The 25,805-nt window shown below is 39.3% G+C and carries 22 protein-coding genes and 2 pseudogenes; 13 read left to right on the top strand and 11 right to left on the bottom strand.

Annotated elements, in window-relative coordinates; translation table 11 throughout:
* The first annotated feature begins 28 nt into the window (after nucleotides 1-28).
* Together K6I41_RS18125 and K6I41_RS18120 are read left to right on the top strand one after the other, a co-directional pair.
* A complete protein-coding gene (locus tag K6I41_RS18125; RefSeq protein ID WP_250374898.1) occupies nucleotides 29-2,410 on the top strand; it encodes a YgiQ family radical SAM protein in 2,382 nt (793 codons plus the stop codon).
* A 314-nt stretch (nucleotides 2,411-2,724) separates the two neighbouring features.
* Nucleotides 2,725-3,225 (top strand): DUF2726 domain-containing protein, encoded by a 501-nt coding sequence (locus K6I41_RS18120; RefSeq protein ID WP_013199159.1) that lies wholly within the window; start codon nucleotides 2,725-2,727, stop codon nucleotides 3,223-3,225.
* Nucleotides 3,226-3,372: 147 nt separating this feature from the next.
* On the opposite strand, the gene K6I41_RS18115 is transcribed toward K6I41_RS18120, so the two are convergent.
* Nucleotides 3,373-3,726: a RidA family protein gene (locus tag K6I41_RS18115; protein ID WP_004795237.1), complete on the bottom strand. Its 354-nt coding sequence runs from the start codon at nucleotides 3,724-3,726 to the stop codon at nucleotides 3,373-3,375.
* A gap of 193 nt (nucleotides 3,727-3,919) precedes the next feature.
* Here K6I41_RS18115 and K6I41_RS18110 point away from each other — a divergent pair.
* Nucleotides 3,920-4,036 (top strand): annotated as a pseudogene (locus tag K6I41_RS18110) (hypothetical protein).
* Between the two features lie 4 nt (nucleotides 4,037-4,040).
* Here K6I41_RS18110 and dinB read toward each other — a convergent pair.
* The 4 genes from dinB to K6I41_RS18090 all read right to left on the bottom strand — a co-directional run bounded on the left by dinB (nucleotide 4,041) and on the right by K6I41_RS18090 (nucleotide 8,120).
* A complete protein-coding gene (gene dinB, locus K6I41_RS18105) occupies nucleotides 4,041-5,096 on the bottom strand; it encodes a DNA polymerase IV (protein WP_250374897.1) in 1,056 nt (351 codons plus the stop codon).
* Nucleotide 5,097: 1 nt separating this feature from the next.
* Entirely contained in the window at nucleotides 5,098-5,856 is a 759-nt protein-coding gene (locus K6I41_RS18100; protein WP_250374896.1) for a glycoside hydrolase family 25 protein, read from the bottom strand.
* 77 nt (nucleotides 5,857-5,933) lie between these two features.
* Complete coding sequence (mdtD, locus tag K6I41_RS18095) at nucleotides 5,934-7,325, bottom strand: multidrug transporter subunit MdtD (RefSeq protein ID WP_250374895.1); 1,392 nt, start codon at nucleotides 7,323-7,325, stop codon at nucleotides 5,934-5,936.
* Nucleotides 7,326-7,496: 171 nt separating this feature from the next.
* Nucleotides 7,497-8,120 (bottom strand): LOG family protein, encoded by a 624-nt coding sequence (locus tag K6I41_RS18090; protein WP_250374894.1) that lies wholly within the window; start codon nucleotides 8,118-8,120, stop codon nucleotides 7,497-7,499.
* Nucleotides 8,121-8,446: 326 nt separating this feature from the next.
* On the opposite strand from K6I41_RS18090, the gene K6I41_RS18085 reads away from it, so the two are divergent.
* From K6I41_RS18085 to K6I41_RS18060, 6 genes are all read left to right on the top strand, one after another.
* Nucleotides 8,447-10,039: a TerC family protein gene (locus K6I41_RS18085; RefSeq protein WP_250374893.1), complete on the top strand. Its 1,593-nt coding sequence runs from the start codon at nucleotides 8,447-8,449 to the stop codon at nucleotides 10,037-10,039.
* Nucleotides 10,040-10,111: 72 nt separating this feature from the next.
* Complete coding sequence (locus K6I41_RS18080) at nucleotides 10,112-10,579, top strand: YchJ family protein (RefSeq protein WP_151822284.1); 468 nt, start codon at nucleotides 10,112-10,114, stop codon at nucleotides 10,577-10,579.
* A 45-nt stretch (nucleotides 10,580-10,624) separates the two neighbouring features.
* The gene (locus K6I41_RS18075; protein ID WP_004795225.1) at nucleotides 10,625-11,269 is read left to right on the top strand and encodes a trimeric intracellular cation channel family protein; all 645 of its coding nucleotides are present in this window, start codon (nucleotides 10,625-10,627) and stop codon (nucleotides 11,267-11,269) included.
* 79 nt (nucleotides 11,270-11,348) lie between these two features.
* Nucleotides 11,349-12,668 carry a niacin transporter NiaP gene (gene niaP, locus K6I41_RS18070; protein WP_005301502.1) on the top strand — a complete coding sequence of 440 codons (1,320 nt, stop codon included), beginning with the start codon at nucleotides 11,349-11,351 and terminating at the stop codon, nucleotides 12,666-12,668.
* A 152-nt stretch (nucleotides 12,669-12,820) separates the two neighbouring features.
* On the top strand, nucleotides 12,821-15,040 hold the full coding sequence (gene parC, locus K6I41_RS18065) for a DNA topoisomerase IV subunit A (protein WP_013199151.1): 2,220 nt from the start codon (nucleotides 12,821-12,823) through the stop codon (nucleotides 15,038-15,040).
* A 296-nt stretch (nucleotides 15,041-15,336) separates the two neighbouring features.
* Entirely contained in the window at nucleotides 15,337-17,016 is a 1,680-nt protein-coding gene (locus K6I41_RS18060) for a long-chain-fatty-acid--CoA ligase (RefSeq protein WP_004795215.1), read from the top strand.
* A 40-nt stretch (nucleotides 17,017-17,056) separates the two neighbouring features.
* Here the strand turns inward: K6I41_RS18060 and K6I41_RS18055 are convergent, their stop codons facing one another.
* Nucleotides 17,057-17,446, bottom strand: coding sequence for a hypothetical protein (locus tag K6I41_RS18055; protein ID WP_005301519.1), 390 nt, complete (start codon nucleotides 17,444-17,446; stop codon nucleotides 17,057-17,059).
* Nucleotides 17,447-17,552: 106 nt separating this feature from the next.
* On the opposite strand from K6I41_RS18055, the gene K6I41_RS18050 reads away from it, so the two are divergent.
* On the top strand, nucleotides 17,553-17,951 hold the full coding sequence (locus tag K6I41_RS18050; RefSeq protein WP_004795212.1) for an MAPEG family protein: 399 nt from the start codon (nucleotides 17,553-17,555) through the stop codon (nucleotides 17,949-17,951).
* Between the two features lie 127 nt (nucleotides 17,952-18,078).
* Entirely contained in the window at nucleotides 18,079-18,603 is a 525-nt protein-coding gene (gene ppa / locus K6I41_RS18045) for an inorganic diphosphatase (protein ID WP_004795210.1), read from the top strand.
* Nucleotides 18,604-18,710: 107 nt separating this feature from the next.
* Here the strand turns inward: ppa and K6I41_RS18040 are convergent, their stop codons facing one another.
* Nucleotides 18,711-20,027, bottom strand: coding sequence for an OprD family outer membrane porin (locus K6I41_RS18040; RefSeq protein WP_049838291.1), 1,317 nt, complete (start codon nucleotides 20,025-20,027; stop codon nucleotides 18,711-18,713).
* Nucleotides 20,028-20,987: 960 nt separating this feature from the next.
* On the opposite strand from K6I41_RS18040, the gene K6I41_RS18030 reads away from it, so the two are divergent.
* Nucleotides 20,988-21,800 carry a TorF family putative porin gene (locus K6I41_RS18030; RefSeq protein WP_049838290.1) on the top strand — a complete coding sequence of 271 codons (813 nt, stop codon included), beginning with the start codon at nucleotides 20,988-20,990 and terminating at the stop codon, nucleotides 21,798-21,800.
* 43 nt (nucleotides 21,801-21,843) lie between these two features.
* Here the strand turns inward: K6I41_RS18030 and K6I41_RS18025 are convergent, their stop codons facing one another.
* Both K6I41_RS18025 and K6I41_RS18020 read right to left on the bottom strand, forming a co-directional pair.
* Nucleotides 21,844-22,722: a dihydrodipicolinate synthase family protein gene (locus K6I41_RS18025; protein ID WP_250374891.1), complete on the bottom strand. Its 879-nt coding sequence runs from the start codon at nucleotides 22,720-22,722 to the stop codon at nucleotides 21,844-21,846.
* Between the two features lie 16 nt (nucleotides 22,723-22,738).
* A complete protein-coding gene (locus tag K6I41_RS18020) occupies nucleotides 22,739-23,515 on the bottom strand; it encodes an aldolase (RefSeq protein WP_250374890.1) in 777 nt (258 codons plus the stop codon).
* Between the two features lie 111 nt (nucleotides 23,516-23,626).
* On the opposite strand from K6I41_RS18020, the gene pdxR reads away from it, so the two are divergent.
* Nucleotides 23,627-25,060 carry a MocR-like pyridoxine biosynthesis transcription factor PdxR gene (gene pdxR / locus K6I41_RS18015; RefSeq protein ID WP_250374889.1) on the top strand — a complete coding sequence of 478 codons (1,434 nt, stop codon included), beginning with the start codon at nucleotides 23,627-23,629 and terminating at the stop codon, nucleotides 25,058-25,060.
* Nucleotides 25,061-25,085: 25 nt separating this feature from the next.
* On the opposite strand, the pseudogene K6I41_RS19250 reads toward pdxR, so the two are convergent.
* Nucleotides 25,086-25,187: pseudogene (locus K6I41_RS19250) on the bottom strand (hypothetical protein); the annotation flags it as partial.
* A gap of 3 nt (nucleotides 25,188-25,190) precedes the next feature.
* The gene (locus K6I41_RS18010) at nucleotides 25,191-25,736 is read right to left on the bottom strand and encodes an NADPH-dependent FMN reductase (RefSeq protein ID WP_250374888.1); all 546 of its coding nucleotides are present in this window, start codon (nucleotides 25,734-25,736) and stop codon (nucleotides 25,191-25,193) included.
* Between the last annotated feature and the right edge of the window lie 69 nt (nucleotides 25,737-25,805).

The following is a 25,805-nucleotide window of genomic DNA, read 5'->3' as shown; positions in this document are numbered from 1 at the left end:
TCCATCTGCTAGCCGAGATTCGCAAGCCATGTCTACTGCCTACACCATGCAGACTGCGCCCAAAGCGCTGTTTGATTACGACAAATATTGGGCGTCGTGTTTTGAACCCGCACCATTTTTGCCGATGTCACGAGAAGAAATGGACCAACTCGGCTGGGATGCATGTGACTTTATTTTAGTCTGTGGCGATGCTTATATTGACCACCCATCATTTGTATCGGGTGTGATTGGGCGTGTACTTGAAGCACAAGGTTTCCGTGTCGGAATTATTGCGCAGCCAGACTGGACCAATGTTGAAAGCTTCCGTGTTTTAGGTAAGCCTACGATTGCTTGGGGCGTGACCGCAGGTAATATGGATTCGATGATTAACCGTTATACGGCAGATCGTAAAATCCGTTCTGATGATGCATATTCACCAAACAATGAACCAAATAAACGTCCTGACCGTGCAGCAACAGTATATTGTCAACGTTGTCGTGAAGCTTTCCCAGATGTACCAGTGTTATTAGGTGGTATTGAAGGTAGTTTACGTCGTATTGCTCACTACGATTATTGGTCAGATAAAGTCCGTCGTTCGATTTTGATGGATTCAAAAGCCGATTTGCTCATGTATGGTAATGGTGAGCGTGCCATTATTGATGTGATGCATCGTTTGGCGAAAGGTGAAAAAATCCACGAGATTACTGATGTTCGTGGTACAGCATTTATTATTAATAAACATAACAAAGCATCAAAAGCAAAGTTTGTTGAAGTTGCGAGTAATGATGTAGATACGATTGGACGTGTTGACCCAATTATTAACCCATATGTCATGACTGAAGATATTGATGGCTGTGAGGTTGAAAAAGAAAAGGGTAATTCTTTAGCTCAGTATCAAGATTTCCAGAAAGAGATTGTTGCAAACCCGATTGTGCGTGAAGGCGACAAACTAGATGACGACACTCAAATCGTTCAATTAAAGCCAGCACCGTCAAAAGCAATTAAACACAAGTTACCTCCACGCGAGTTAGCGGTGATTCGTTTACCTTCTTTTGAAGAAGTGGCGAATGATCACGTGCTTTACGCGCATGCAAACCGTATATTGCACCTTGAAACTAATCCGGGTAATGCCCGTGCGTTGGTGCAACGCCATGGTGAACGTGATGTCTGGATTAATCCACCACCAATTCCTCTAACGACTGAGGAAATGGATTATGTGTTTGATTTACCTTATGCACGTTTGCCACATCCTACTTATGGTAATGCGCGTTTCCCTGCATTTGATATGATCAAATTCTCGGTCAATATTATGCGTGGCTGTTTTGGCGGCTGTACATTCTGTTCGATTACAGAGCATGAAGGACGTATTATCCAAAACCGTTCTGAAGATTCGATCTTACGTGAGATTGAAAAAATCCGTGATACTGCACCAAACTTCACCGGCATTATTTCAGATTTAGGTGGTCCAACGGCAAACATGTACCGTTTGCACTGTAAAGACCCAGAAATTGAGAAGAACTGTCGTAAACCTTCTTGTGTATATCCGGGCGTTTGTCAAAACTTGCATACTGATCATGCACCTTTAGTGCAGCTTTATCGTAAAGCACGTGCGATTAAAGGTGTGAAGAAGATTCTAATTGGTTCAGGTTTACGTTATGACCTTGCCGTACTCAACCCTGAATATGTCAAAGAGCTGGTACAGCACCACGTAGGTGGTTATTTAAAAATTGCTCCTGAACATACCGAGCAAGGCCCGTTATCTAAGATGATGAAACCGGGTATTGGTACGTATGATCGTTTTAAACAAATGTTTGACCGCTTTAGTAAAGAAGCAGGAAAAGAGCAATATTTAATTCCTTACTTTATTGCAGCACATCCGGGTACTTCAGATTATGACATGATGCACCTTGCAATTTGGTTGAAAAAGAATGGTTTCCGTGCCGATCAGGTACAGACGTTCTATCCATCGCCAATGGCAACTGCAACAACTATGTATTATTCGGGCAAAAACCCGCTTGCTAAAGTCGCTCGCTATACTGAAAAAGTTGATATTGTAAAAGGTGAGAAACGCCGTCGTCTGCATAAAGCATTCCTACGCTACCATGATCCAAACAACTGGCCATTGCTTCGTGAAGCTTTAAAAGAAATGGGCCGTGCAGATTTAATTGGTAATTCAAAGCAGCACTTGATTCCGACCTATCAGCCACAAGGCACTGCTGAAGGTGAATATAAGTCGGCACGTAAGAAGAACTCTTCTGTAGCGGGTGATTCAGCAAAACGTGGTCAGGGACAATCTCGTTCAGCAGCAGGGCAAAAACGTCCACAAAAAGGACAGGTTTTAACCCAGCACACTGGTTTGCCTCCTCGTGAAACAGGTGAGAAAAGACCATTTGGTGGAAAAAGTAAACCTAAAAGCAAGGTTCGTGGATAGTGATAAAACAGGCTCTTAAATAGAGCCTGTTTTGTTTTTAAAGTATCTATTTAAATCGTATAGTGAGATTTTTGAAGATTAAAAGTACAAAAAACGTAACGAATAATGATAAATAGCAAAAATCTGACGAGCTGCACTTGATTGTTGTAGACTCTATGATTATAAATAATGTGAGGGTGGCTAAATTTAAGCCAAGCTTGATAACTACAAGTGAAATTACTAAGTGAACCTTTTAAAAAACGGCTGTGTCGTTATCAATTAAAACAAAGTGTGATCTAGCAAAATCATTATAAAAAACCTAAAGGATTGGACCCATGTACTATTTAATTACGATCTTATTATTATTCTTGGCTGTTGTAATGGCAGTGAAAAGTCTTTCACGAAGGCATCAACATGATAGTGCCTTGAAGCGCCGTGCAGTATTAACTAGCCATGAGCAAATGACATTAACCAGACTACAAACAGTTTTACCTAAATTTACCGTGTTGGCACATGTATCCTTTGATGCATTATTAACTACAAAATATGCGCATACACGTCGAAAATATCAAAATATGGCAGCTGATTTTGTTGTACTTGATCAAAATTATCAGGTTGTTGTCATTGTTGTTCTTGGCGAAAATGGTTTACGCCGTGCACATCAGCAATATGAACGTCGTCTATTACAATTGGCCGGCTATCGTGTACTGCATTACAGTGAGGTGCCTGATTATCACGATCTAAGAAGGGACTTATTGACACCAGAAACAGAGATGGCAACTTTACATGCAACGCCGCAACTAGAAAGAATGTCAAATGCGTTTGTGAAGTCTTAAAAATTAGAGATTATAGCAATTGATTAAAGAACTCATTAAAGAAGATCTTAATAACATGCTGACATTAAAAATGTTAAAACTACTAAAAAATTGAGCAATATAACTAGGGATATTGCTCAATTTAGTGTCATTTTATATTTATAAAAATTATGGAAGTACTGCAACAACCGTCATTTCTACAAGCACGTCCGGCGCATAAAGTTTAGATTCTACACAAGTACGTGCTGGTGGATGTCCTTCACTAATCCATGCATCCCAAACAGCATTCATTGCTGCATAATCTTTGTCGATATCTTTTAGAAAAATCATAACAGAAAGAATATGGGTTTTATCTGTTCCAGCTTCTGCCAATAGACGATCAATATTATCTAAAGTTTGTTGAGTCTGTGCTGTAACATCTACGCTTGTATCATCTGCGAGTTGGCCAGCTAAATGTACCAAATTACCTGAAATCGCAACTTCGCAGTAGCGTGAAGTCACGTGTAAACGCTTTACCGTCATAAAAATGCTCTAGGGTGGTTTTATTTAATAGTTTTGATTTTATGAAGAGTTACTGGGTTGGTGCAAGCAAGCAGAAAGGAATTTCAGTAGATTATTGTGATGAAGGGATATCTAAGCCATGTATCAGAAGAGCCCTGTAATATTCGGATTTGGTCGTCACGCCAATCACAGGACGATATGCCGAAAGTAAAGGTTGCTTTGGCATGTTGCAAATACATGGGTAATGAATATGCGTTGATTAGGTTACTCTAAAGTCTCAGTAAAAGGGAGTCTATTTTGTTTAAAAGTTGCTCTTTTGGGTGAAAATTAACCAATCACCAAAGGTTAAGTTGGAAGTCATCCGCTTGGGTCTGTAATTGATAAACTCCTATACCAATTAAGCGGAACTGAAAATGTTCAGGAATCTGCATTTCATTTAATAATAAAAATAAAACTTGGATTAAGTCCTGTAGCGACTGGATCGGTCTTTTAAAGCTTTTACTATGTTGTAAAGTCTGAAAATTCTTGAGTTTAAGCTTAATATTCACACCACGTGCATTGAGCTGTTTTTTCTCTAAGCTTTGCCAGACTTTCTCGGCTAGTCCCTGCCAATAAGGCTGACATTGAACTAAAGTAAAGTCACTATCGAAAGTGGTCTCTTTCGAAATTTGTTGGCGAGCTCTTTCAGCTTGAACAGGTCTATGGTCAATCCCTTGTGCATATAGATAGAGTTGTTGTCCATATTTACCAAAGTGGTGAACTAAAACAGCCTCTTCAATTTTCTGTAAATCGCCCAGAGTATGTAATTGAAGTTGCTGTAATTTTTCCTGAGTGACTTTGCCGACGCCAGGAATTTTTTTAAGTGGCAGCTCTTGAATAAAACTAGCAACCTGCGAAGGTTTGATTACACATAAGCCATTAGGTTTGTTCCAGTCCGAAGCAATTTTTGCCAAAAATTTATTGGGGGCTACACCTGCTGATGCTGTCAGTCCAGTTAACCTAAAAATATCTTCCCGAATATGCATCGCAACCTCGGTTGCACTCGCAATCTGTTTTAGATTTTCTGTGACATCCAAATAGGCTTCATCGAGCGATAAAGGCTCAATAAGCAGAGTATATTGCTGAAAAATAGAGTGAATTTGAGCGGAAACTGTGCGGTATTTTTCAAAATTTGGCTCAATAATAAAGACTTGAGGGCATAGTTTTCTTGCCTGACTCATCGACATGGCTGAACGCAGACCAAATTCACGGGCAGGATAGGATGCAGCAGCAATGACAGCTCGCGGATGATGCGAAGAAATAACCACAGGGAGATGCTTTAGATCAGGACGCTCTCGCAATTCGACTGATGCATAAAAGGCATCCATATCGATATGAATGATTTTGCGCATATTATTGTGCTTTCACGATGCTTTGCTGCTGTAAGAATTGGTGCCATTCTTTGACTGAATCCTCATAAACATTTAAGTCTACGGGCTTTGTTATTCCTTCAATTTTACCCTGATTACTATGCTGCCAAAAGAGCCATTTTCTCTTGTCTTTAAGTTCAGGTTTTCCTTCGTAATCTCTGACCCAAAGTGGTGTATTAGGAAAACTACCGATTAACACAATGTGATAAAAAGTTTTAGAAATATAAAATATAGGCTGTTTGCCATAATGCTGTTTTAGGCGATCATGCATGATGCCTATTTCTTTAAGTAATTGTTCTTTGGTATGCGAATTAATACAGTTACCGTCATATTCCAGATCAATGACGGGAGGAAGAGCATCTAATTTTTTAGGTACAGTCGCAATAAAGTTATCAGCTTGTGTCTTTCCATCACGACATAGACGATAAAAGTGGTAAGCCCCTACATGAAGCCCATGTTCACGAGCTTTGAGCCAGTTTTCTTGAAATTTTGAATCTTTGTAATCGCCGCCTTCAGTTGCTTTTAAATAAACGAATTGGAATTTTTCCGGTGATATTTTTTTCCAGTCAATATCACCTTGATGATGAGAGACATCGAATCCTTGAACCGGATAATCTTGTGCAACGGCTTTTTGCTGATAGAACAGACCAAAATAAGCCAGAACTCCCATAACACATCCCAAGCCAATTCCGATAAAGGTATTGTACCGTGCTGTGAAAAAGGTTTTAGCCAGTTTGGTCATGCAAAACTCATTAAAGATTTGAAGCCGACATCATAACGTGATTCAAGAGGGGGAAACCACGCTAAAAATGCAACGGCTTATACGGGGGTATTTTTTGGAATTTGCCAGAAAATAAACGCTGTAATGACATTGATACAGCCGAGGCAAATTAAAGTGACATGGAATGCAGTGGTCACATGGTCAGCTCCATAATAATCAGTAAAGATATTAATGAGTGTGCCCGCAAGTGCCACGCCAATACTCATTGATAGCATCATGATCATCGATAAAAAGCTATTACCGCTACTTGCATCTTGTTGAGGCAGATCTTTTAAGGTCAATGTGTTCATACCCACAAATTGCAGTGAGTTTAATGTACCGAATAAGAAAAAGTGCAAGGCTCTAAACCAAGTTGGAGTGTCGACTGTCATGATGGCGAAAGAGGCAATACATAGCCCGACCAGCGTTGTGTTGATGAGTAAAAAACGTCGATAGCCAATCTTTTGAATAATCGGTCTGACAATTGGCTTTGAAAATAATGAACCCAAGACTAAAGGAATCATCATTAAACCAGCAATAAAAGGTTCAAAGCCAAAAGCGACTTGTAGCATGAGCGGTAAAACAAAAGGTAAAGCATTACCACCGAAGCGAGCAAAGAAATTACCTAAAATACCAATCGCATAAATTTTATTTCTAAAGAGTCGACTGCGGAACAACGCATTTTGATGAGTATGAGAATGATAGGCATACCAAAGTGTTGCGATTATGCCGACGACCAATAGTGAAATGCTGAACCATTTTGAATATTCAGGGGAGGCTAAATGTTCGATACCCAAAGACCATCCAATCATGGCCACCACTAATAAGATGAAGCCGCCTAAATCAAATGTTTTAACTGAAGGCTCTTTTAAATTAGGCATGACTTTTAATGTCATTAAGATACCTAAGATACCCATGGGAATATTGATGAGGAAAATCCAATGCCACGTTGCAACTTCAACTAACCAGCCACCTAAAGTTGGACCAGCCAACGGCCCGAGTAAACCTGCAAGACTCATTAAGCTCATTGCAGCTAAAAACTGAGTTCGGGGAATAATCTTTAAAAGTGATAATCGACCAACAGGAAGTAGTAAAGCCCCGCCTACGCCTTGGATGACCCGGAAAAATAAGAGTTCATTGAGGCTCTGAGAAAGACCACAACCTAAAGAGGCTAAAGTAAAAATAACGATTGCCGATAAGAAAATATTTCTAACACCAAAGCGGTCTGCTAACCATCCACTTAAAGGAATGCAGGCAGCTACTGATAAAACATAGGCCACTACTACGCTATGCATGCGTAGAGGGTCTTCATTTAAATGGTGAGCCATGGCAGGAATAGCTGTATTTACAATTGTTGTGTCCAAAGCCTGCATAAAAAAGCCAATGGAAACCAAAAGTACGAGTAAGCGATATTCAGGTTGCAAGGCTTGGTGAGTCGGCGTGGCATTCATAACATTTGAAAGTTAACGTTTTGGTCTAGTGTAAAACAAATTGAAAGTAAAAAAAGTAAGACAATGTTGATTACCCCTTTAATAAATCTAAGTGCTTTTGAAGGTAGCGGTGAAAATAGTTAAAACAAAAAAAGCGGCAGAACCGCTTTTTTATGGAGAGTAGGTGGGTAACTAAACAACAAATCTTTTCGGCATTTTTAAATTTTTAATGACGTTATAAATTTGATCGACATCATCACATACAATTAATTTAGCTCGGTGCTGAAGGGGAAGAAAACCTTCTTGAACCGCATGGTCTAGTTGGGCAATCAATGCATTATAAAAGCCATTTACGTTATACAAAATCATGGGTTTTTGATGTTGATTAAGTTGGCCCCAAGTGGCTATTTCCAATATTTCTTCGAATGTTCCTAAACCGCCGGGTAACGCAATAAATGCACTTGCACGCTCTGCCATCATGGCTTTGCGCTCGTGCATGGTTTCTACGACATGTAATTCAGTTAAGCCAGCATGGGCTACTTCATAGTCGAGCATAAATTCAGGAATGACACCGACAGCTTCTCCGCCGTTTGCGAGAACGCTTTCAGCAACTTGTCCCATTAAACCAATGCTGGCACCACCGTAGACTAAACCGAAACCTTGGTCAGCAATTCCATGAGCGAGTTCAATTGCCTTTTCTCGGTAGATCGGTTTATTTCCTGCACGTGAACCACAATATAATGCAATAAGAGGTTGTTTTGTTTTTACAGCTGTTATTGGTGAATCATTTACTGCCATTGTTAATACGCTATTCATTGTTTTATTTTCACCTTATCACGTTCATATTTCTTGTCTACACTAAGCAAAAAATATGACAACTTTATAAGCAGATTTATAGTAAAGACTAACGTTTTGTATGGGTTTAGTGAATGCCTGTCATGAACAAATAAAAATGATGAATTTATGTTAAATCTTGCCTATACTAAAAATTCGTTTAACAACATATGAACAAATATGGGTAGTGGTTGTAGTCGCTCCGTTTTAATTTCTTGTCCTAAAAAAACATTTTCCCTCCTTTGTATGGGCATGCCTGCTGTGTTGCCAAATAAAGATAAAATCCAATCAGCACAGGAGCAGGATCGATGATCTTCGAATGGATGTCTGATCCATCTGCTTGGGTGGGTTTAGCAACTTTAATCGTTCTTGAAATTGTATTGGGGATCGATAACCTCGTTTTCATCGCTATTTTGGCCGAAAAACTGCCGCCAGAGCAGCGAGCTAAAGCACGTATAATTGGTTTAATACTCGCCTTAGGAATGCGGCTAATACTTTTAGCTTCGATTGCTTGGGTCGTGACACTGACAGAACCACTCTTCCATATTTTTAATCACCCATTCTCTGGGCGTGATTTGATCTTGTTGTTTGGTGGTGTGTTCTTGCTCTTTAAAGGCACCATGGAATTGCATGAACGCATGGAAGGTAATCAACTTCATAAAGAAGATAATCCTGTTCATGCTGCGTTCTGGATGGTCATTGTTCAGATTGTTGTGCTTGATGCCGTGTTCTCGTTAGATAGTGTGATTACCGCTGTAGGTATGGTGAAAGAGCTGTCAATCATGATGGTTGCAGTTGTAATTGCTGTCGGAATCATGTTGTGGGCATCGAAACCGCTCATGGACTTTGTGAATAAGCATCCAACGGTCGTTATTCTGTGTCTTGGTTTCTTGATGATGATTGGTTTCTCTTTGGTGGTGGAAGGTTTTGGTTTCCATATTCCGAAGGGCTACTTATATGCTGCAATTGGCTTCTCGGTTTTGGTGGAAATTATCAACCAGAGCATGCGTCGCAATCAGGAAAAACTGGTTACAACCACCGACTTACGTTATCGCACTGCTTCAGCCGTGTTACGTATGCTAGGAAGTAAAAGCAGTGGTTCTAGCTCAGATACGCAATCTTCTGATAAAGAAGATGTATTGGCTACACAAGCTTTTGCAGATGAAGTTTTTGACGAAGAAAATGGCGCTTATCATAGTGTGCTTGTGCAAGGTGTTCTTGGTTTATCAGAGCGTCCTGTAAAGTCTGTTATGACTCCACGACCTGAACTTGAGTGGATTGATTTAGACGACGAACCAGAAGTTTTAAAAGAACGTTTAATGTCAATGACACATTCTCGTTTGATTGTTGCACGTGGTGAGCTTGATAATATTGAAGGTATTGCACTTACTCATAAAGTTCTAAATGGCTTTATTGAAACAGGTGTGGTCGATTTCCAAAAGCATTTACGTGAACCTGTCATTGTGCATGAAAATGCTCAAGTACTTATGGTGATGGAGCAATTACGTCAAGCACCGTTACAAATGGCAATCGTTTTAAATGAATACGGTTCAATTGAAGGTATTGCAACGCCAATTGATATTTTAGAAGCCATTGCGGGTGAATTCCCTGATGAAGATGAGCTAGATGCAGCCGCTGAGAGCTTGGCAGATGGTTCATTAATACTTGAAGGTTCAACGGACATTCGTCACGTATCTTTGTTATTAGGTCGTGATTTGGTTGATGAAAGTGAACAGTATTCTACTTTATCGGGCTATTTGTTATTCCATTTAGGTCGCTTGCCTGAAAATGGTGAAACTGTTGAAGCAGATGGTTATCGCTTTGAAGTGGTGACGATGGAAGGCCATAAAATCGAGAAAGTTCATATTGTTTCTATCGAACAAGATGAATCAAAAGATTAAATGACATTTTAAGCCTAGAAACATCATAAAATAGCTCAACTCTGAGCTATTTTTTTATTTGAGAAACACAGAATGACTCAACACACTTGTCCATGTGGAAAAGGCAGCTATGCAGAATGTTGTGAGCCTTTACATTTAGGCACAGCAAAAGCCCTGACGGCAGAGCAGCTTATGCGTTCGCGTTATAGTGCTTTTGCATTACAGCAAATTGATTATATTGTGAAAACAACCGCTTTAGGCCAGCAAACTGCACTTGATAAAGATGCCATTGCAGACTGGAGTAAACAAAATCAATGGTTGGGTTTAGACGTCGTTAACGCCAAAGAAAAACTCGATAAAACCCATGCACAGGTTGAATTCAAGGCACATTATCATGATGGACAAAAAGCTCAGGTTCACCATGAGGTTTCACATTTTGTATATCATCAACAACAATGGTTTTTTCTTGATCCAACGGTCGATATGCATGTCACCATGAAACAGCCTTGTATATGTGGCTCTGGAAAAAAATTTAAACAATGCTGTGCACAATTCCTATAACTTTATCTTAAAATACGCGCACCGTTTGGCCTGAGGGAAAGGGCAATGTTACTCACCGTTATTTATATTATTGCGATTACTGCCGAAGCCATGACAGGCGCACTGTCCGCTGGGCGACGGAGTATGGACTGGTTCGGTGTCGTACTGATTGCCTGTGTGACTGCTTTAGGGGGTGGGTCTGTACGCGATGTATTACTTGGTCACTATCCTTTAACTTGGGTAAAACATCCTGAATATCTTGTTCTGACTTGTTGTGCTGCTTTTGTCACAATTATTATTGCCAAATGGATGCGTCACTTACATAACATCTTTTTGGTGCTCGATGCTTTAGGTCTAATTGGATTTACCATTATTGGTTGTCAGATTGCCTTACAAATGGGGCATGGTTTTGTTGTGTCGGCAGTAGCAGGGGTGTTAACTGGGGTTTCTGGCGGTATTTTGCGTGACATTTTATGTAACGATGTTCCATTCGTTTTCCGTCGCGAACTTTATGCGAGTATTTCTTTTGTAGCGGTCATTTGCTATTGGGTATGCTTAGATTTGGGATTCAGTTTAGAGTTAACTGTTATTTCAACCTTAATTTTCGGTTTTACTCTGCGTTTGATTGCGATCTATTTCGGCTTAGAAATGCCTAAGTTTATTTATAAAGATGACGATGCAGAATCAGCTTCATCAACCGATGAACATTAATCATGCAGAATACGATGTGAGCATGCTATAACAATTAAATATTGTATTGCTCACTTATTCTTTCCAGTAGAGTTTTCTTATGGATCTGGTTTCACGTATACAAAATCTTCCAATTGGCAAATTCCACTACACTTTATTGTGGGTGGTTGGGTTAGGTTGGATGTTTGATGCGATGGACACCGGTATCATTGCTTTTATCATGACAACGCTTGTTAAAGACTGGGCATTAACACCAGCCGAAAGCGGTTGGATTGTCAGTATTGGCTTTGTCGGAATGGCTATTGGAGCAGTTTGCTCGGGAGCCTTAGCAGATCGTTTTGGTCGAAAGACAATATTTGCCACGACCATGGCAATTTATAGTATTGCGACTGCCTTATGTGCATTTGCTCCAGATTTAAAATGGTTATTGATTTTCCGTTTTATTGTTGGCCTTGGACTTGGCGGGCAGTTACCTGTTGCAGTGACATTGGTGAGTGAGTATATACCTTCACATGTGCGTGGTCGTTTTATTGTATTACTTGAAAGTTTTTGGGGTTTAGGCTGGTTAGTTGCTGCGTTAATTTCTTATTTTATTATTCCTAAATTTGGCTGGCATATCGCATTTCTGATGGGCGGCCTCCCTCTAATTTATATTTTAGTGATTTGGAAAAAACTTCCCGAGTCGATACCGTATCTGATTAACCGTGGACGTATCGAAGAAGCGCATGCTTTAGTACAAAAACTAGAAGCTCAGGCGGGTGTTCAAATTGTTCATCACATTGAAGTTGTGCCTGTCGCCATACAACAAAAGGTCTCTTTTAAACAACTTTGGAGTGGTCCTTTTGCACGCCGTAGTTTAATGCTGTGGCTCATCTGGTTTGGAATTGTGTATTCCTACTACGGTATCTTTACGTGGTTGCCAAGTTTATTGGTGAAGCAGGGCTATGACATTGTTAAATCTTTTGAATATGTTTTGCTGATGATTTTGGCGCAACTGCCGGGGTACTTGGCGGCGGCATGGTTTGTAGAACGATTGGGTAGAAAAATTACTCTTGCTTCATTTATCGGGTTTTGTGCACTGTCTGCATATTTCTTTGGACAAGCCGATAGCGTAAATAGCATTATGTTTTGGGGTTGTCTCATGTCGTTCTTCAATTTAGGGGCATGGGGCGTGTTATACACCTATACGCCAGAGCAATATCCAGCCAATATTCGAGCTTTTGGTTCTGGTTGGGCTTCGGCAATGGGGCGTTTAGGCGGGATTTTGGCGCCGATCGTTGTTACCCATATGATGGTTGCAAAGCATGGGTTTAGCCATGTTTTTATGATGTTTACCGTTGTTTTACTTTTGGTCGCGGCTGTAATTTTAATATTAGGTGAAGAAACCCAAGGGAAAAGACTAGAGTCGATAGGCTTGTAGTTTTGCCTAACTTTATAGCAAGTAACTAAAAATATAGAGAGATGAGACATAATTTGACGCTCAGGTGACAGACTCCCTCTTGTGTCTGTAACATAGCCCACTTAGCATAAGACTCATTTAAAATAACGACTGATTTGGAAGATAAGCTGACTATGACCAGCCTTGCGCATCAAGCGACAGAAAACCGCTCTGTAGCCGAATTTACTGAACAGGCTTACTTGAATTATGCCATGTACGTCATTATGGACCGTGCATTGCCGCATATCAGTGATGGCTTAAAGCCTGTACAGCGCCGTATTGTCTATGCCATGAGCGAGCTAGGCTTAAAAAATAGCGGCAAGCCAAAGAAATCAGCGCGTACAGTAGGTGATGTGCTCGGTAAATACCATCCTCATGGTGACTCGGCATGTTACGAAGCGATGGTATTGATGGCTCAGCCATTTAGTTATCGTTATCCTTTAATTGAAGGACAAGGTAACTGGGGGGCACCAGATGATCCTAAGTCATTTGCTGCGATGCGTTATACCGAAGCAAAGCTTTCTGCTTACAGTGAGTTGTTGTTAAATGAGTTAGGTCAGGGCACAACTGACTGGCAAGATAACTTTGATGGTTCATTAAAAGAACCTATTACGTTGCCAGCGCGTATTCCTAATATTCTACTCAACGGCACAACTGGTATTGCCGTTGGTATGGCGACGGATATTCCTCCACATAATTTACGTGAAGTGATTAAAGGCACGATTGCATTAATTCGTAACCCGCAAACTTCAGATGAAAAATTGGCTGAATATATTCCAGGGCCAGATTTACCAACAAAAGCTGAAATTATTACTCCGCCAGAAGAATTACTCAAAATCCAGACCACTGGTCGTGGCAGTTACCGCATGCGAGCGGTTTATACCATTGAAAAAAATGAAATCGTGATTACCGAACTGCCTTATCAAGTATCGGGCTCTAAGGTGATTACTCAAATTGCCGACCAAATGCAGGCCAAAAAGCTGCCATTAGTCGTTGATATTCGTGACGAGTCGGATCATGCAAACCCAACACGATTAGTGATTGTACTTCGCTCTAACCGTATTGATGCAGAAGCGGTAATGAGCCACTTATTTGCAACCACCGATCTAGAGTCGAGCTACCGTGTTAATTTAAACATGATTGGTGAGGATGGTCGTCCTCAAGTTAAATCGATTCGTCGTATCTTGCTTGAATGGATTGAGATCCGTAAAAAAACGGTAACTCGCCGTTTAGAATATCATTTAAACCGAATTGAAAAACGTCTGCATATTTTGGCAGGTCTTTTAATTGCTTATCTTGATATTGATACAGTGATTCGTATTATCCGTGAAGAAGATCAGCCTAAACCAGTGTTGATGGAACATTTCAATATTGATGAGATACAGGCAGAAGCAATTTTAGAACTCAAGTTGCGTCATTTGGCAAAACTTGAAGAGATGGAAATCCGTCATGAACAAGATGAGCTTGCTGCAAAAGCTGCCATTATTCGTGAGCAATTAGAAAATCCGGAATCTTTAAAAAATCTGATTATTGGTGAATTAAAAGAAGACGCGAAAAAGTTTGGTGACGAACGCCGTTCTCCAATCGTGGTGCGTGCTGAAGCTGTTCAGATTAAAGAACAGGATTTAATGCCAGCTGAAGCGGTAACGGTGGTTTTATCTGAAGCGGGATGGATTCGTGCTGCAAAAGGTGCGGATGTTGATGCAGAGAATTTAAACTATCGTGCGGGTGACCAATATTTAAGCCACGCTGTGGGTAAAACCAATCAACGGATCTATTTCCTTGATGAGACAGGGCGTAGTTATGCCTTGCCTATTAGCAGTTTGCCATCAGCAAGAGGTTTGGGCGAACCTTTAAGTTCTAAACTTGCTCCTGCAAGTGGTGTGTCGTTTATTCAGGTTTATCTAGAAGACGAAGAGTCTGAACTTATCGCTGCAAGTACATCTGGTTACGGGTTTAAAACTCAAACCAAACAGCTAGATACCAATGCCAAGGCAGGTAAGACATTCTTGTCTGTTCCTGAAAAATCAAAAGCTTTACCATTAATATCTGCTCAGAATATGACGCACTTAGCGGTGCTCAGCTCAGCAGGTCGACTCTTGATTATTGATTTGGCAGAACTACCAAATCTAAATAAGGGTAAAGGTAATAAGTTGATACAACTTGATGCGAAAGAGCAAATTTTATCCATGACAACCCTGAACTTAGATGAAATAATTCAGGTGGTTGCGGGTCAGCAACATCTAAAATTAAAAGGTGATGATCTACAAAAATATATGGGTAAACGAGCTTCAAAAGGTCAGCTCTTACCACGTGGATATCAAAAAGCAAATAAACTGTTGATTCAGAGATAAAGCTAGCGTCTGGCAACATAAATACGCTATATATGGCAACATGTTCAAGCAATGAACTGAACTTGTTGGTATTGAATAACGATTAAAAGGACAGCAATTTGGAGTACGTAATTTGTACTCCATGCAAAAAATTTGGCAGGGTTAAATTGTCAAAACTTCTGTCTCATAATCTTGTTCGAAGTGTCATGAATGTGCCAATAAGTTTTAAATATGTTCTGGCACCAAGAAGCTAAAGAATAGCTGGGGCATTGAATAACAGTTATTACTAAGGATTACGAATCGGAGATAATGGCATTATGGAAAAAATTTGGTTTGCAGAATACCAAAAAACAGGGATTCCAGAAACAGTAGCATTGCCTGCGGAAAATACCTCACTTGTTGATATTTTTGAGAGTAATTTCCAAAAATTTGGTTCTCGCGATGCCTTTATCTTTATGGATAAAGCGATGTCATTTAATGAGTTAGAGCTTGCAAGCCGTAAGTTCGCGACCTATTTGCAAAATTTGGGGTTAGCAAAAGGAACTCGTGTGGCAGTGATGATGCCGAACGTATTGCAGTATCCTGTAGTTGCATTAGCTGTGTTACGTGCAGGTTTAGTGTTAGTAAACGTTAACCCACTTTATACTGCGCGTGAACTTGAGCATCAATTAAATGACTCAGGTGCAGAAGTACTTGTAATTATCGAAAACTTTGCCAGTGTTTACCAAAGCATTTTAGGTAAAACTCCAGTGAAGCATGTTGTAGTTGCATCAGTAGGAGACATGCTCGGTACACTCAAAGGTACTCTGGTGAATTTTGTATTACGTAAAGTACGTAAACAAATTCCAGCTTGGAATATTCCAGGGCACGTTAAATTTAACTCAGCATTAAATAAAGAAAATGCGAGTAATTATAAGCGTCCGACTTTAACTCTAAGTGATACTGCTGTACTTCAATACACTGGTGGTACAACAGGCGTTTCAAAAGGTGCAGAGCTTACTCATCGTAATCTTGTAGCAAATTTACTTCAGTGTGATGGTATTTTCCAAAGTAAATTTGGAGCAAACGATGGTGCTAAAGGCGACCGTATTGTTTGTGCTTTACCGCTTTATCATATTTTTGCGTTCATGGTTTGCGCGATGTACGGTATGTATAAAGGTCAGGCAAATATCTTGATTCCGAACCCTCGTGATTTACCAGCTGTTATTAACGAATTACGTAAATATCAACCATCATTCTTCCCAGCGGTAAACACATTGTTTAATGCTTTAGTGAACAATGAAGAATTCAAACAACTTGACCATAGCAATTTAAAAATGGCGATGGGCGGTGGTATGGCCGTTTTACCTTCTACAGCAGAAGCGTGGAAGAAAATTACTGGTACAACCATTATTGAAGGCTATGGTTTGTCAGAAACTTCACCGGTAGCAACTGCAAATCCACCTGCTTCTACTGAATTTAGCGGCACTATTGGTATTCCGTTACCTTTAACTGAAGTTGCTATTTTAGATGATGACGGTAAAGAAGTTGCTTTAGGTGAGCAAGGCGAAATCTCAATTCGTGGTCCTCAAGTGATGAAGGGTTACTGGAATCGTCCTGATGAGACAGCTAAAGTCATGACAGCAGACGGTTTCTTCCGTACGGGTGACATCGGTGTGATGGATAGCCGTGGATATACAAAAATTGTAGACCGTAAAAAGGATATGATCTTGGTTTCTGGCTTTAACGTTTACCCAAGTGAAATTGAAGAAGTTATTGCTAAACATCCAAAAGTATTGGAAGTTGCAGCTATTGGTGTTCCAGATGAAAAATCAGGTGAAGTGCCAAAACTCTTTATTGTGAAAAAAGATCAAAGCTTAACGACTGAAGAAGTTTTGAGCTTCGCTAAAGAAAACTTAACAGGCTATAAACGCCCTCGTTATGTTGAGTTTATGGATGAATTACCAAAGTCAAATGTAGGCAAAATTTTACGTAAAGACTTACGTAAACCAGCCTAATCTGTTAATAAAAAAGCGCCTTAGGGCGCTTTTTTTTATTTTAGTTTTTATGGCTTTTTATAAACCAGCGGTCTATATAAGGACGTCCAATTCCGACCATCCCAACAAAAACAAGCATTGTGCCGAGTTGCAGACGTAAGTGAGTTAAATCAAGCTGACCATAACTTAAATAATTATCTGCTAAGCAATATATCGTAATCACAATGAGCCAGTGCCACAAAGTAAGTCGTTTAATACCGACTGCAATAAAGGTAATTGTTAAAATAACAAAGGTGCCAAGTGTCGATTGCCAATTCAAATTTGCACAAATCACACTAAGTAAAAAAGCCATAATAGGGAGTACGATCTTTAATATGCGATCTATCTGAAGTTGATTCTGTTTTTGCTTATCCAAGACTTCAAACAATTCTTTTTGATCAGGTTGTTGCATACATGGCCCTATTAATCAGTGATGACAAGTGATTGCATAAAATTTCAGGTAAAAACGCAATGTTATGATAGCATGATCAACAGTATTTTCAGTGATGGATGGCACTATGCAGGGCATCAGCGGCATTATCTATATTATTTTAGTGGCATGTTTGCTGCCATACGCATTTACCGTAATTGCAAAGTTTACAGGTGGGTTTCAGCCTGCCGATAATCAAAACCCGAGAGCTTTTTTTGCCAAAACAACTGGTCTGGCTGCTCGTGCAAATGCCGTACAACAAAATAGCTTTGAAAGCTTACCTTTATTCTTAACGGCTATTTTAATGGCTGAATATATGGTCGTTCCAGAATATTTTATTCTGAGATTAGGTTGGGCATATATTATTTTAAGAGTTATTTATGGGATCTGTTATTTAAGTAACTGGGCAACTTTACGTTCGATTGTCTGGTTCTTATCTATATTGTGCCCAATCTTCTTATTAGTGGTCACGATTAAACTGACTTGAGTGTCATTCTGTCATCATTCATATCAACTTTCGCGTGTGCGCATTGTATAATCGGCATCATTTTGATGATATCCACGCTATAATCGAGTGGATTTTACATCTGACTTCATAACGAAAGAGTATTGATATGAGTTACAGCAATATCCCAGCAGGTAAAGATGCCCCAAATGACATCTATGTCATCATTGAAATTCCTGCAAATGCAGCACCAATTAAATATGAAATCGACAAAGATTCTGATGCATTGTTTGTAGACCGTTTCATGGGCACAGCAATGTTCTATCCAGCGAACTATGGTTATGTTCCAAATACTTTGTCTGAAGATGGTGACCCGTTAGACGTACTTGTTGTAACTCCACATCCTGTTGCTGCTGGTTCAGTCATTCGTTGCCGTCCAGTGGGCAAATTAAAAATGGAAGATGATGGTGGTATCGATGCGAAATTAATCGCTGTTCCACACGAAAAATTGTCTCCATTGTATAAAGACGTTAAGGAATATACAGATCTTCCTCCGTTATTAATTAGCCAAATTGAGCATTTCTTCAGTCACTATAAAGATTTAGAACCAGGTAAGTGGGTAAAAATCAGTGGTTGGGAAGGTGCTGACGTTGCTAAAGCTGAAGTATTAAAAGCAATTGAAGCTGCTAAATAAGCTTTAATTGATAAGGCTCAGAATGCCTTAATTGATATTCTGAGCTTAATAAAAAACCTACACCTGTTGCCAGACGTAGGTTTTTTTATACTTGATAAATTTGTGAATTAGAATAATTTCACAGGAATATCAAGGAATAAACGCCATTCATTGGTGTCACCAATGTAAGCACCTTGGTATGAATCACTTGCACGATAGTACGAGTTACGAATACGAAGGCTTGCATCTTTAGCAAAACCGCTTTGAACAGTGTATTTCACTTGGTTAAAGAACTCACGTTCTTGAGCACTGTCAGTTACATTTCTAACTTTGATGTCCCAACCGTATACAAATGCAGTTGTCCAGTTTAGACCTGGCAATACGCCTAACTTACCGAAATCAACGTTGTACTGAATTTGTGCAGATTTTTCATCGTTACCGATGAAGTCAGACATGTAAGAGTTCGGTAAATAGATACTTTGGAAACCATCAGCATTTTGACCATAGTCATAACCAACATTACCACTGTTTTGTTGGTATGCTAACATCACACTATGTGGGCCAGTTGCATAAGTTCCTGAAATTGCCCAAATATTATTTGTCTTTTCTTCGCCTGCGATACCATCATTACCATAATTTGGTGCTACAGCCCCAGTTGCTGAGTAAGTATGTGCACTTGCATCGAATTTAGTGTGATAACCACTAAAATCGTAAGTTAATGAACTGTCATTAGCCAAAGGCTGTTTAAAGTTTACATTTACATAATGGCGTTCAAGAGCATTTTTGCTGTCTAAGCCATAATAAGATGCATTTAAATTATCATCAAACTTGTATTTCGCACCCCAAACAATGGCACGATCAAGACCTCTGCCAGAAGCATCAGCATCGGTATTAATTTGATCAGACATTTGGTCTTTAGTAAATTTACCAGCAACCAATTCAAGGTTCTTGATTTCATGGCTAGTTAATAAAGTACCTGTAAAGTATTCAGGAACCATACGTCCAGTATTACTTGCAAGAACAGGTAAATCGAGTACTTGAGTACCGTAACGTACTGTTGTATTCGAGAAACGTGCTTTAACGCTACCACCACCACGAGCCCAGTGATCGTAAGCTGAACCGTCATTATGCTTAGGAATCATTTGGTTTCCGGCATTTTTATTTTCACCGATCTTAAATGAACCATCGCCAACAACGCCAACACCAAAGCCAACAATACCAGGGGTAAAGCCTGAATCGATACTTACAATTGCTGATTGAGCAAATGAGCTAGTATCTTTTGCGCCCTGTTTTTTATCACGGCTGATGTAACCTGTACGGAAGAGAATAGAACCGTTCGCATCTTCAACAAATCCTTTTGCCTCGCTTTGCTCGCTTGCCTGAGCTGAGGAAATTATTGCCGCAGAAATGAGAACTGCTAATGTAAGTTTTTGTGCATTTAGCATATTTAAAGAACCTCATAAAAACGATAAATCCTGTGCCTTGTTATTGTTCAGGGCCTAGGATTTGAATCAATTGTATAAGTAATCTATAAAAAAGATATATTTTTGTTGATTTTATTTTATATATGCTATGCAGAAATTGATTAATGTGCTACTGCTTGTTGACTAAATTTACTATTAACCTTTTATACTTAATGTATTGTTTAAAATAAAAAAAGTAATTTATTTTTTAGTGTATTTTTACCATTTATTTTATATTCCAAGCTCAAAAAATAGTTGATTCTTCTGTTTGTTTTTTGATCTTTTTTGGTGGATATGTTTACTTTTTAATCTTCTCTTGAGTTGATTTTTTCGACAAATTATTTTAAATATTTTTTAAATTGTTACTTTATAACATTATTTTGAAGAGTGATGTGCAAAAATAGACCACTCTAAAAGGCCAATAGAATTTAGTTTAATTGGTCAAATTTAGTGCGATATTCTGCGTAAATTTTGTGCATTACTCTTTTTGCTTATATTGCTGATTAAAAAAGACCCAAAATAGTTCATAAGTTTAAAAATAGAAAAAATAAAGAAATCTAATTAAATGAAATGCCCATTTACAGATCATTAAAAGCCTAGCTTTAAGAAATTTACGTAATTTTTATATTTCCTAATCAAGGTTAAATAGAAAGTTTACATTGAGTAAATGAATACTTCCCATCTCGGTTACTAGTTTCCGATAAGGGGTTTTCATATGTTTATTATTTCTAAGTGCACAAGAGTTTTATTTTATTTTATTGTTTTTTATAGATATATATTTATAAAAAACAAGCAGGGGTTTCATTGTAAAACAAGTTTGATCTCAAAATTAATGAAGTGCGTTGATAGCAAATATGGAATTGGCACAGCAATTGCTAAAGCTTAAGTAACACAATGTGTTTTATATACATAAATCGTGCATTCATTATGGGGGAGATCAGAATGATGAAATTTGCACTTAAGGCCTTAGGTCTTGGTATCTTTGCAGCAGGTTCAACCATGGCTATGGCTGAAGATGCACCATCTTTTTATGGTATCACCGCAACAGGGAGCGTCGCAGCAACCACAGACTACCGCTTCCGCGGAGTTACCCAATCATCAAATAATCCAGCCATTCAAGGTGGTTTTACTTTTTCTCATAAGTCGGGTGCTTATGTTGCGCTTTGGGGTTCAAGCGTTGACTTTAATACGCCAGGTGTTTCAACTGAAACTGATATCTCATTAGGTTATACCAATACCTTAAAACTATCAGATAAGCTGGCACCAACCTATGACGTGGGTGTAATTCATTACGGCTATATTGGTTCTGACTCAAAATTTACTAACCCATACAATGGGGATACTGGTTTTGACTTTAACGAATTTTACGGAAAATTAACTTTTGCTGATTCTTTATTTAAAGGTGATGCACTTAGTGTGGGTGTAAGCTACTCAGATGATTATTGGGGCCACTCTGATGAGTTCTGGTATTTCAACGTTGGCTATTCAGCACCAATTGCAGATACAGGATTTACAGGCCTTGCTTCAGTTGGTTATAACAAGCTCAAAAATAAAGACTCTTTACTTGTAGTTGCGGGTGGACCAGGTGAAGACGATAGCTATATCGATTATAAAGTCGGCGTAAACTATAACATCTTGGGTATTGTTGCTGAGCTAGATGTAGTGGGTACGGACATTAGTACTTCTGGCATGACCGATGCTCAGAAAAAACCTTATGACACAGGTTTAGTGTTTAGTTTAACTAAAACATTCTAAGCTTTGAGTTATAAAAAGCGGGTTTATTGACCCGCTTTTTTTATTAGTTTTTTATTTCAGAAAGTAGTTGTTTTAACTGATTAAGCTCAATATCTGTGGCTTTGAACAGTGGCTTACGGGGTGAACCCGCAGCAACACCTTTTAGCTGTAAACCTGCTTTAATCGTTTTGGGTAAACCCCCAGTTACAATAAAGCGTAGTAGAGGAAGTTGTTGATAAAATGATTTTTGGGCCTGTTGTAATTCACCATTTTTTACATGTTCGATAAGTTGTTGAGGTTGTTGACCTAACAGATTTGGTGCTGCTGTACACCAACCACTTGCTCCAGCACATAAAGCTTCTAAAGCTAGAGGGTTACATCCGTTATAAAACGGAAGTTCTCCTTTTGAGAGTTCTTGAATTTTATGCATACGTTGAATGTCACCGCTGCTTTCTTTTACCATCGTAATATTTGCAATGTTGTTAAACATGCGCACGATTAATTCTGGAGACATATCAACACCACTCGTTGCAGGGTTGTTATAAATCATAATTGGCAAAGTCGTTGCCTGAGCAATCGCTTGATAATATTCAAAAATCTCTTGATCAGTTAGCTTCCAATAAGATACAGGAATCACCATAAGTGCATCTGCACCATAGCTTTGCGCGATCTGCGCTTTTTTGATGGCTTGATCCGTCGTGAGTTCTGAAATTCCAATAATGACAGGTAAGCGTTTATTAATGCTTTCAATTGAAGTTTTAGCGACTAAACACCACTCATCCCATTCAAGATAAGCACTTTCACCAGTACTGCCTAAAGGTGCAATTGCATCGCAGCCATTTGCAATCAGCAAGTCGAGCATCTGTTTTAAAACAAGAAGGTTAATAGTGTTGTCATCAGAAAATGGGGTAACAGGGTAGCCAATAATGCCGTTTAGTTTCATGGTTGAAGTCTCTTTTTTAAATACAGTCAGAATGTTTTTTCAAAGCTTTACGTGCGTAGTAAGCAAAGTTCACTTTGTTGCGTTTATCGGTAGATACCCAATCATGAGCTTCTGTTGCTAAATCGTGTGGGATCGGCTGAATTTGCCCGGCCGACATGGCTAAAAGTTGCAGTTGAGCTGCGCGTTCAATTAAAAGCGCCAAGTTGCAGGCTTCTTCAATGGTTTTTCCTGTGACCAGTTGACCATGGTGAGACAACAAAACAGCGCGATTTTTACCCAGAGCAGAAGAAATCAAAATACCTTCTTCATTGCCCACAGGAACACCCGGCCAATGGCCTACAAAAGAGCAATCTTCGTAAAGTGCACAGACATCCATTTGAGAAATTATGAGTGGAATCTGGAGCATGGAAAGAGCCGCTACATGAGTCGGATGCGTATGGATAATGCAGTTAACTTCTGGATGTTCTTTATAAATCCATGTATGAAAACGGTTGGCTGGGTTTGCCATTCCTTCTTGATTAATGGGTTCTAGGTCTTGATTCACCTCAAGCAAGTTTGAGGCAGTAATTTCATCAAAACCTAAACCAAAACGTTGGGTAATAAAGGATTCTTTATTTTCACTACGGCAAGTAATTTGGCCTGCTAAACCAGCATCATGGCCATGATCAAATAAAATACGACAAGTGAGTGCAAGCTTTTGGCGGTCAGTTAGATGTGAGTCGCTAATCCACTTTTGCATGTCTTGCTGTGCGTGTTGCATAAGGTCTTGTTTGTTTACAGAAGCAGTCTTCATCTCTTCTCCAGTCCAGTTGACCAAATTAAGTAGGTGAAGGCAGAATAGAAAACAACTGGATGAATCAATACATCCAGTTTTAATAAGTTATATGGTCCAGATGGGGCAAATATGCTAAGACCTTGGCAAGTACATTTTCGTATCGATGAAAGAGAAGAAAAGACGGTTTTTCTAAAACTGACCAACTTGATTAGTCAGGAAATTTTAAGTGGCCGGTTGGCGCAAGGGACTATGCTGCCGGGGTCTCGTAGCCTATCAAAAGAATTAGGAATTAATCGGAAAACAGTACAAGCGGTCTATGAAGAATTAGAAGCACAAGGATGGCTTGTGACTCGCCCCCGAAAAGGCACATTTGTGGCAGATATTTTGCCTGAAAAACAACTCAAAATAGAGTCAGTATCTGAGCGAAAAGTTAATGAGAAGCCAATTAGTCAAGAAGTTGCTTTATATCCACATAACGATGGTGTACCAGATCCACGGCTCATTCCCTACGAACTATTTTCACGCGCCTATCGGCATGCACTGATTAAGATTACCCAAAACCAGTACATGGGATATGGTGACCCACGAGGTATGATTGGGTTAAGACAAGCCTTACAACAAATGTTGTCGATGGAACGTTTTATGAATGTTGCCGCAGGTGAGATTTGTATTGTACGTGGTAGCCAGATGGGAATTTTTCTTGCATCTCGTGCACTACCTAATCGGCAGGGTATTATCGTTGTTGAAGAGCTTTACTATCCATCTGCTTTTAAAGCGTTCCAATCGAATGGTTTTCAGGTCGTTTCTGTCAAATTAGATGAACAAGGTATTGTCATTGAGGATTTAGAACGTATTTTAAAAGAACATTCGGTTGCTGCCATTTATACAACTCCGCATCATCAATATCCCACAACTGTCACGATGCCAATGAATCGCCGTCTTCAACTCTTAGAGCTTTCAAAAAAATGGGGCTTTTATATTATTGAAGATGACTATGATCATGAATTCCATTATGACAGTCGGCCTATGCCACCCTTAGCGAGTTTGCCTCATTCTGAGTTGGTTATTCATGTGGGTTCATTGTCTAAAGTTTTTGCGCCAGGGATCCGTTTAGGCTACATCGTGGCACCTTCGCCAATCATTCAATCGATTACTGAAGATATTTTACTGATTGATCGTCAAGGTAATAACATTACTGAACTTGCGTTGGCAGATTTAATGCAACGAGGTGAAATTAAAAGACACATCCGTAAAATGAAAAAAATATATCAACTACGCCGAGACCATGCGTTAGCTGAGTTCCACCGAATTTTTGCAGAGCGGGTTCAGGTACAACCACCCGCGGGTGGAATGGCGTTATGGGTGAAATTCCAGAAACCATTTAATCGAGATCAGCTTATAAAATTAAAAGAACTCAACATTGATACAGAGCATAAGTTTAAACAAAACGAGTCTTCTAATCGTTGTATTCGCTTGGGTTTTGCTGCCCTATCAGAGAAAGAAATTACTTCTTTAATCGAGAAGTTAAATGAGGTTCTTAATAAAAGAGCAGCCGACTCATAATCCTTTGTTCTAATCTTAGGGCTGATTATCTCTGATAAGACAGCGCTGTTGTAAGGAGAGGACTTTGAATCACTTCACTTTGAGCTAAGTCGGCAATGATCTGCACTACTTGTAAAACACGATGAAAAGTTCACTCTAATTGATCTTTATACTTTTGAATCTCTGAGACAAAGCTCAGCAGAAAAGGTGTAATTTGTGATTTATATTCTTCAGTTTGTAGCATCTCAACAATTTGTTCAGGCGATTTGCTAAGAAGAGAGAAGCGTAAAAATAAATCTTCAAAAAAATTGCTACTCACTGTCGAAAGTACTCTTCTTAAAGAAACTAGCATATCGTCGCCGCGGCTAGATGCATGAACTAGAACAATAGGTTTATCTATGATTTCAGTGCGTGAAACCATCCAGTCAATTGCATTTTTGAGACCGCCTGGAATACAACGGATATATTCAGGACTTGAGATGATAATGCCATCTGATGCAGAAACAGATTTGATAAATTCTTCTACTACAGCAGGCGTTTTTTCTCCCTCATCATCCGGAGAAAAGATAGGCAAAGTATTAATTTGATCGAAAACTGAAAATTTAATACTGGACGGTGCTATATCTTTCATTGCTCGTAATAGCGCTGTATTTGTCGATGCTTTTCTTGTACTACCTGAGATAGCCAAAATTTTCATAGCGTCCTCTTTGCCTTCTTACATAGGCAGTAATAACTTCTTTAATTAAGACATTGTATAGACAGCGGA

The organism is Acinetobacter sp. AS23 (assembly GCF_023612055.1).
Lineage (GTDB): Bacteria > Pseudomonadota > Gammaproteobacteria > Pseudomonadales > Moraxellaceae > Acinetobacter > Acinetobacter oleivorans.
Note: the sequence above shows the minus strand (reverse complement) of the source record. Positions and strands in the feature narration are given on the sequence as shown.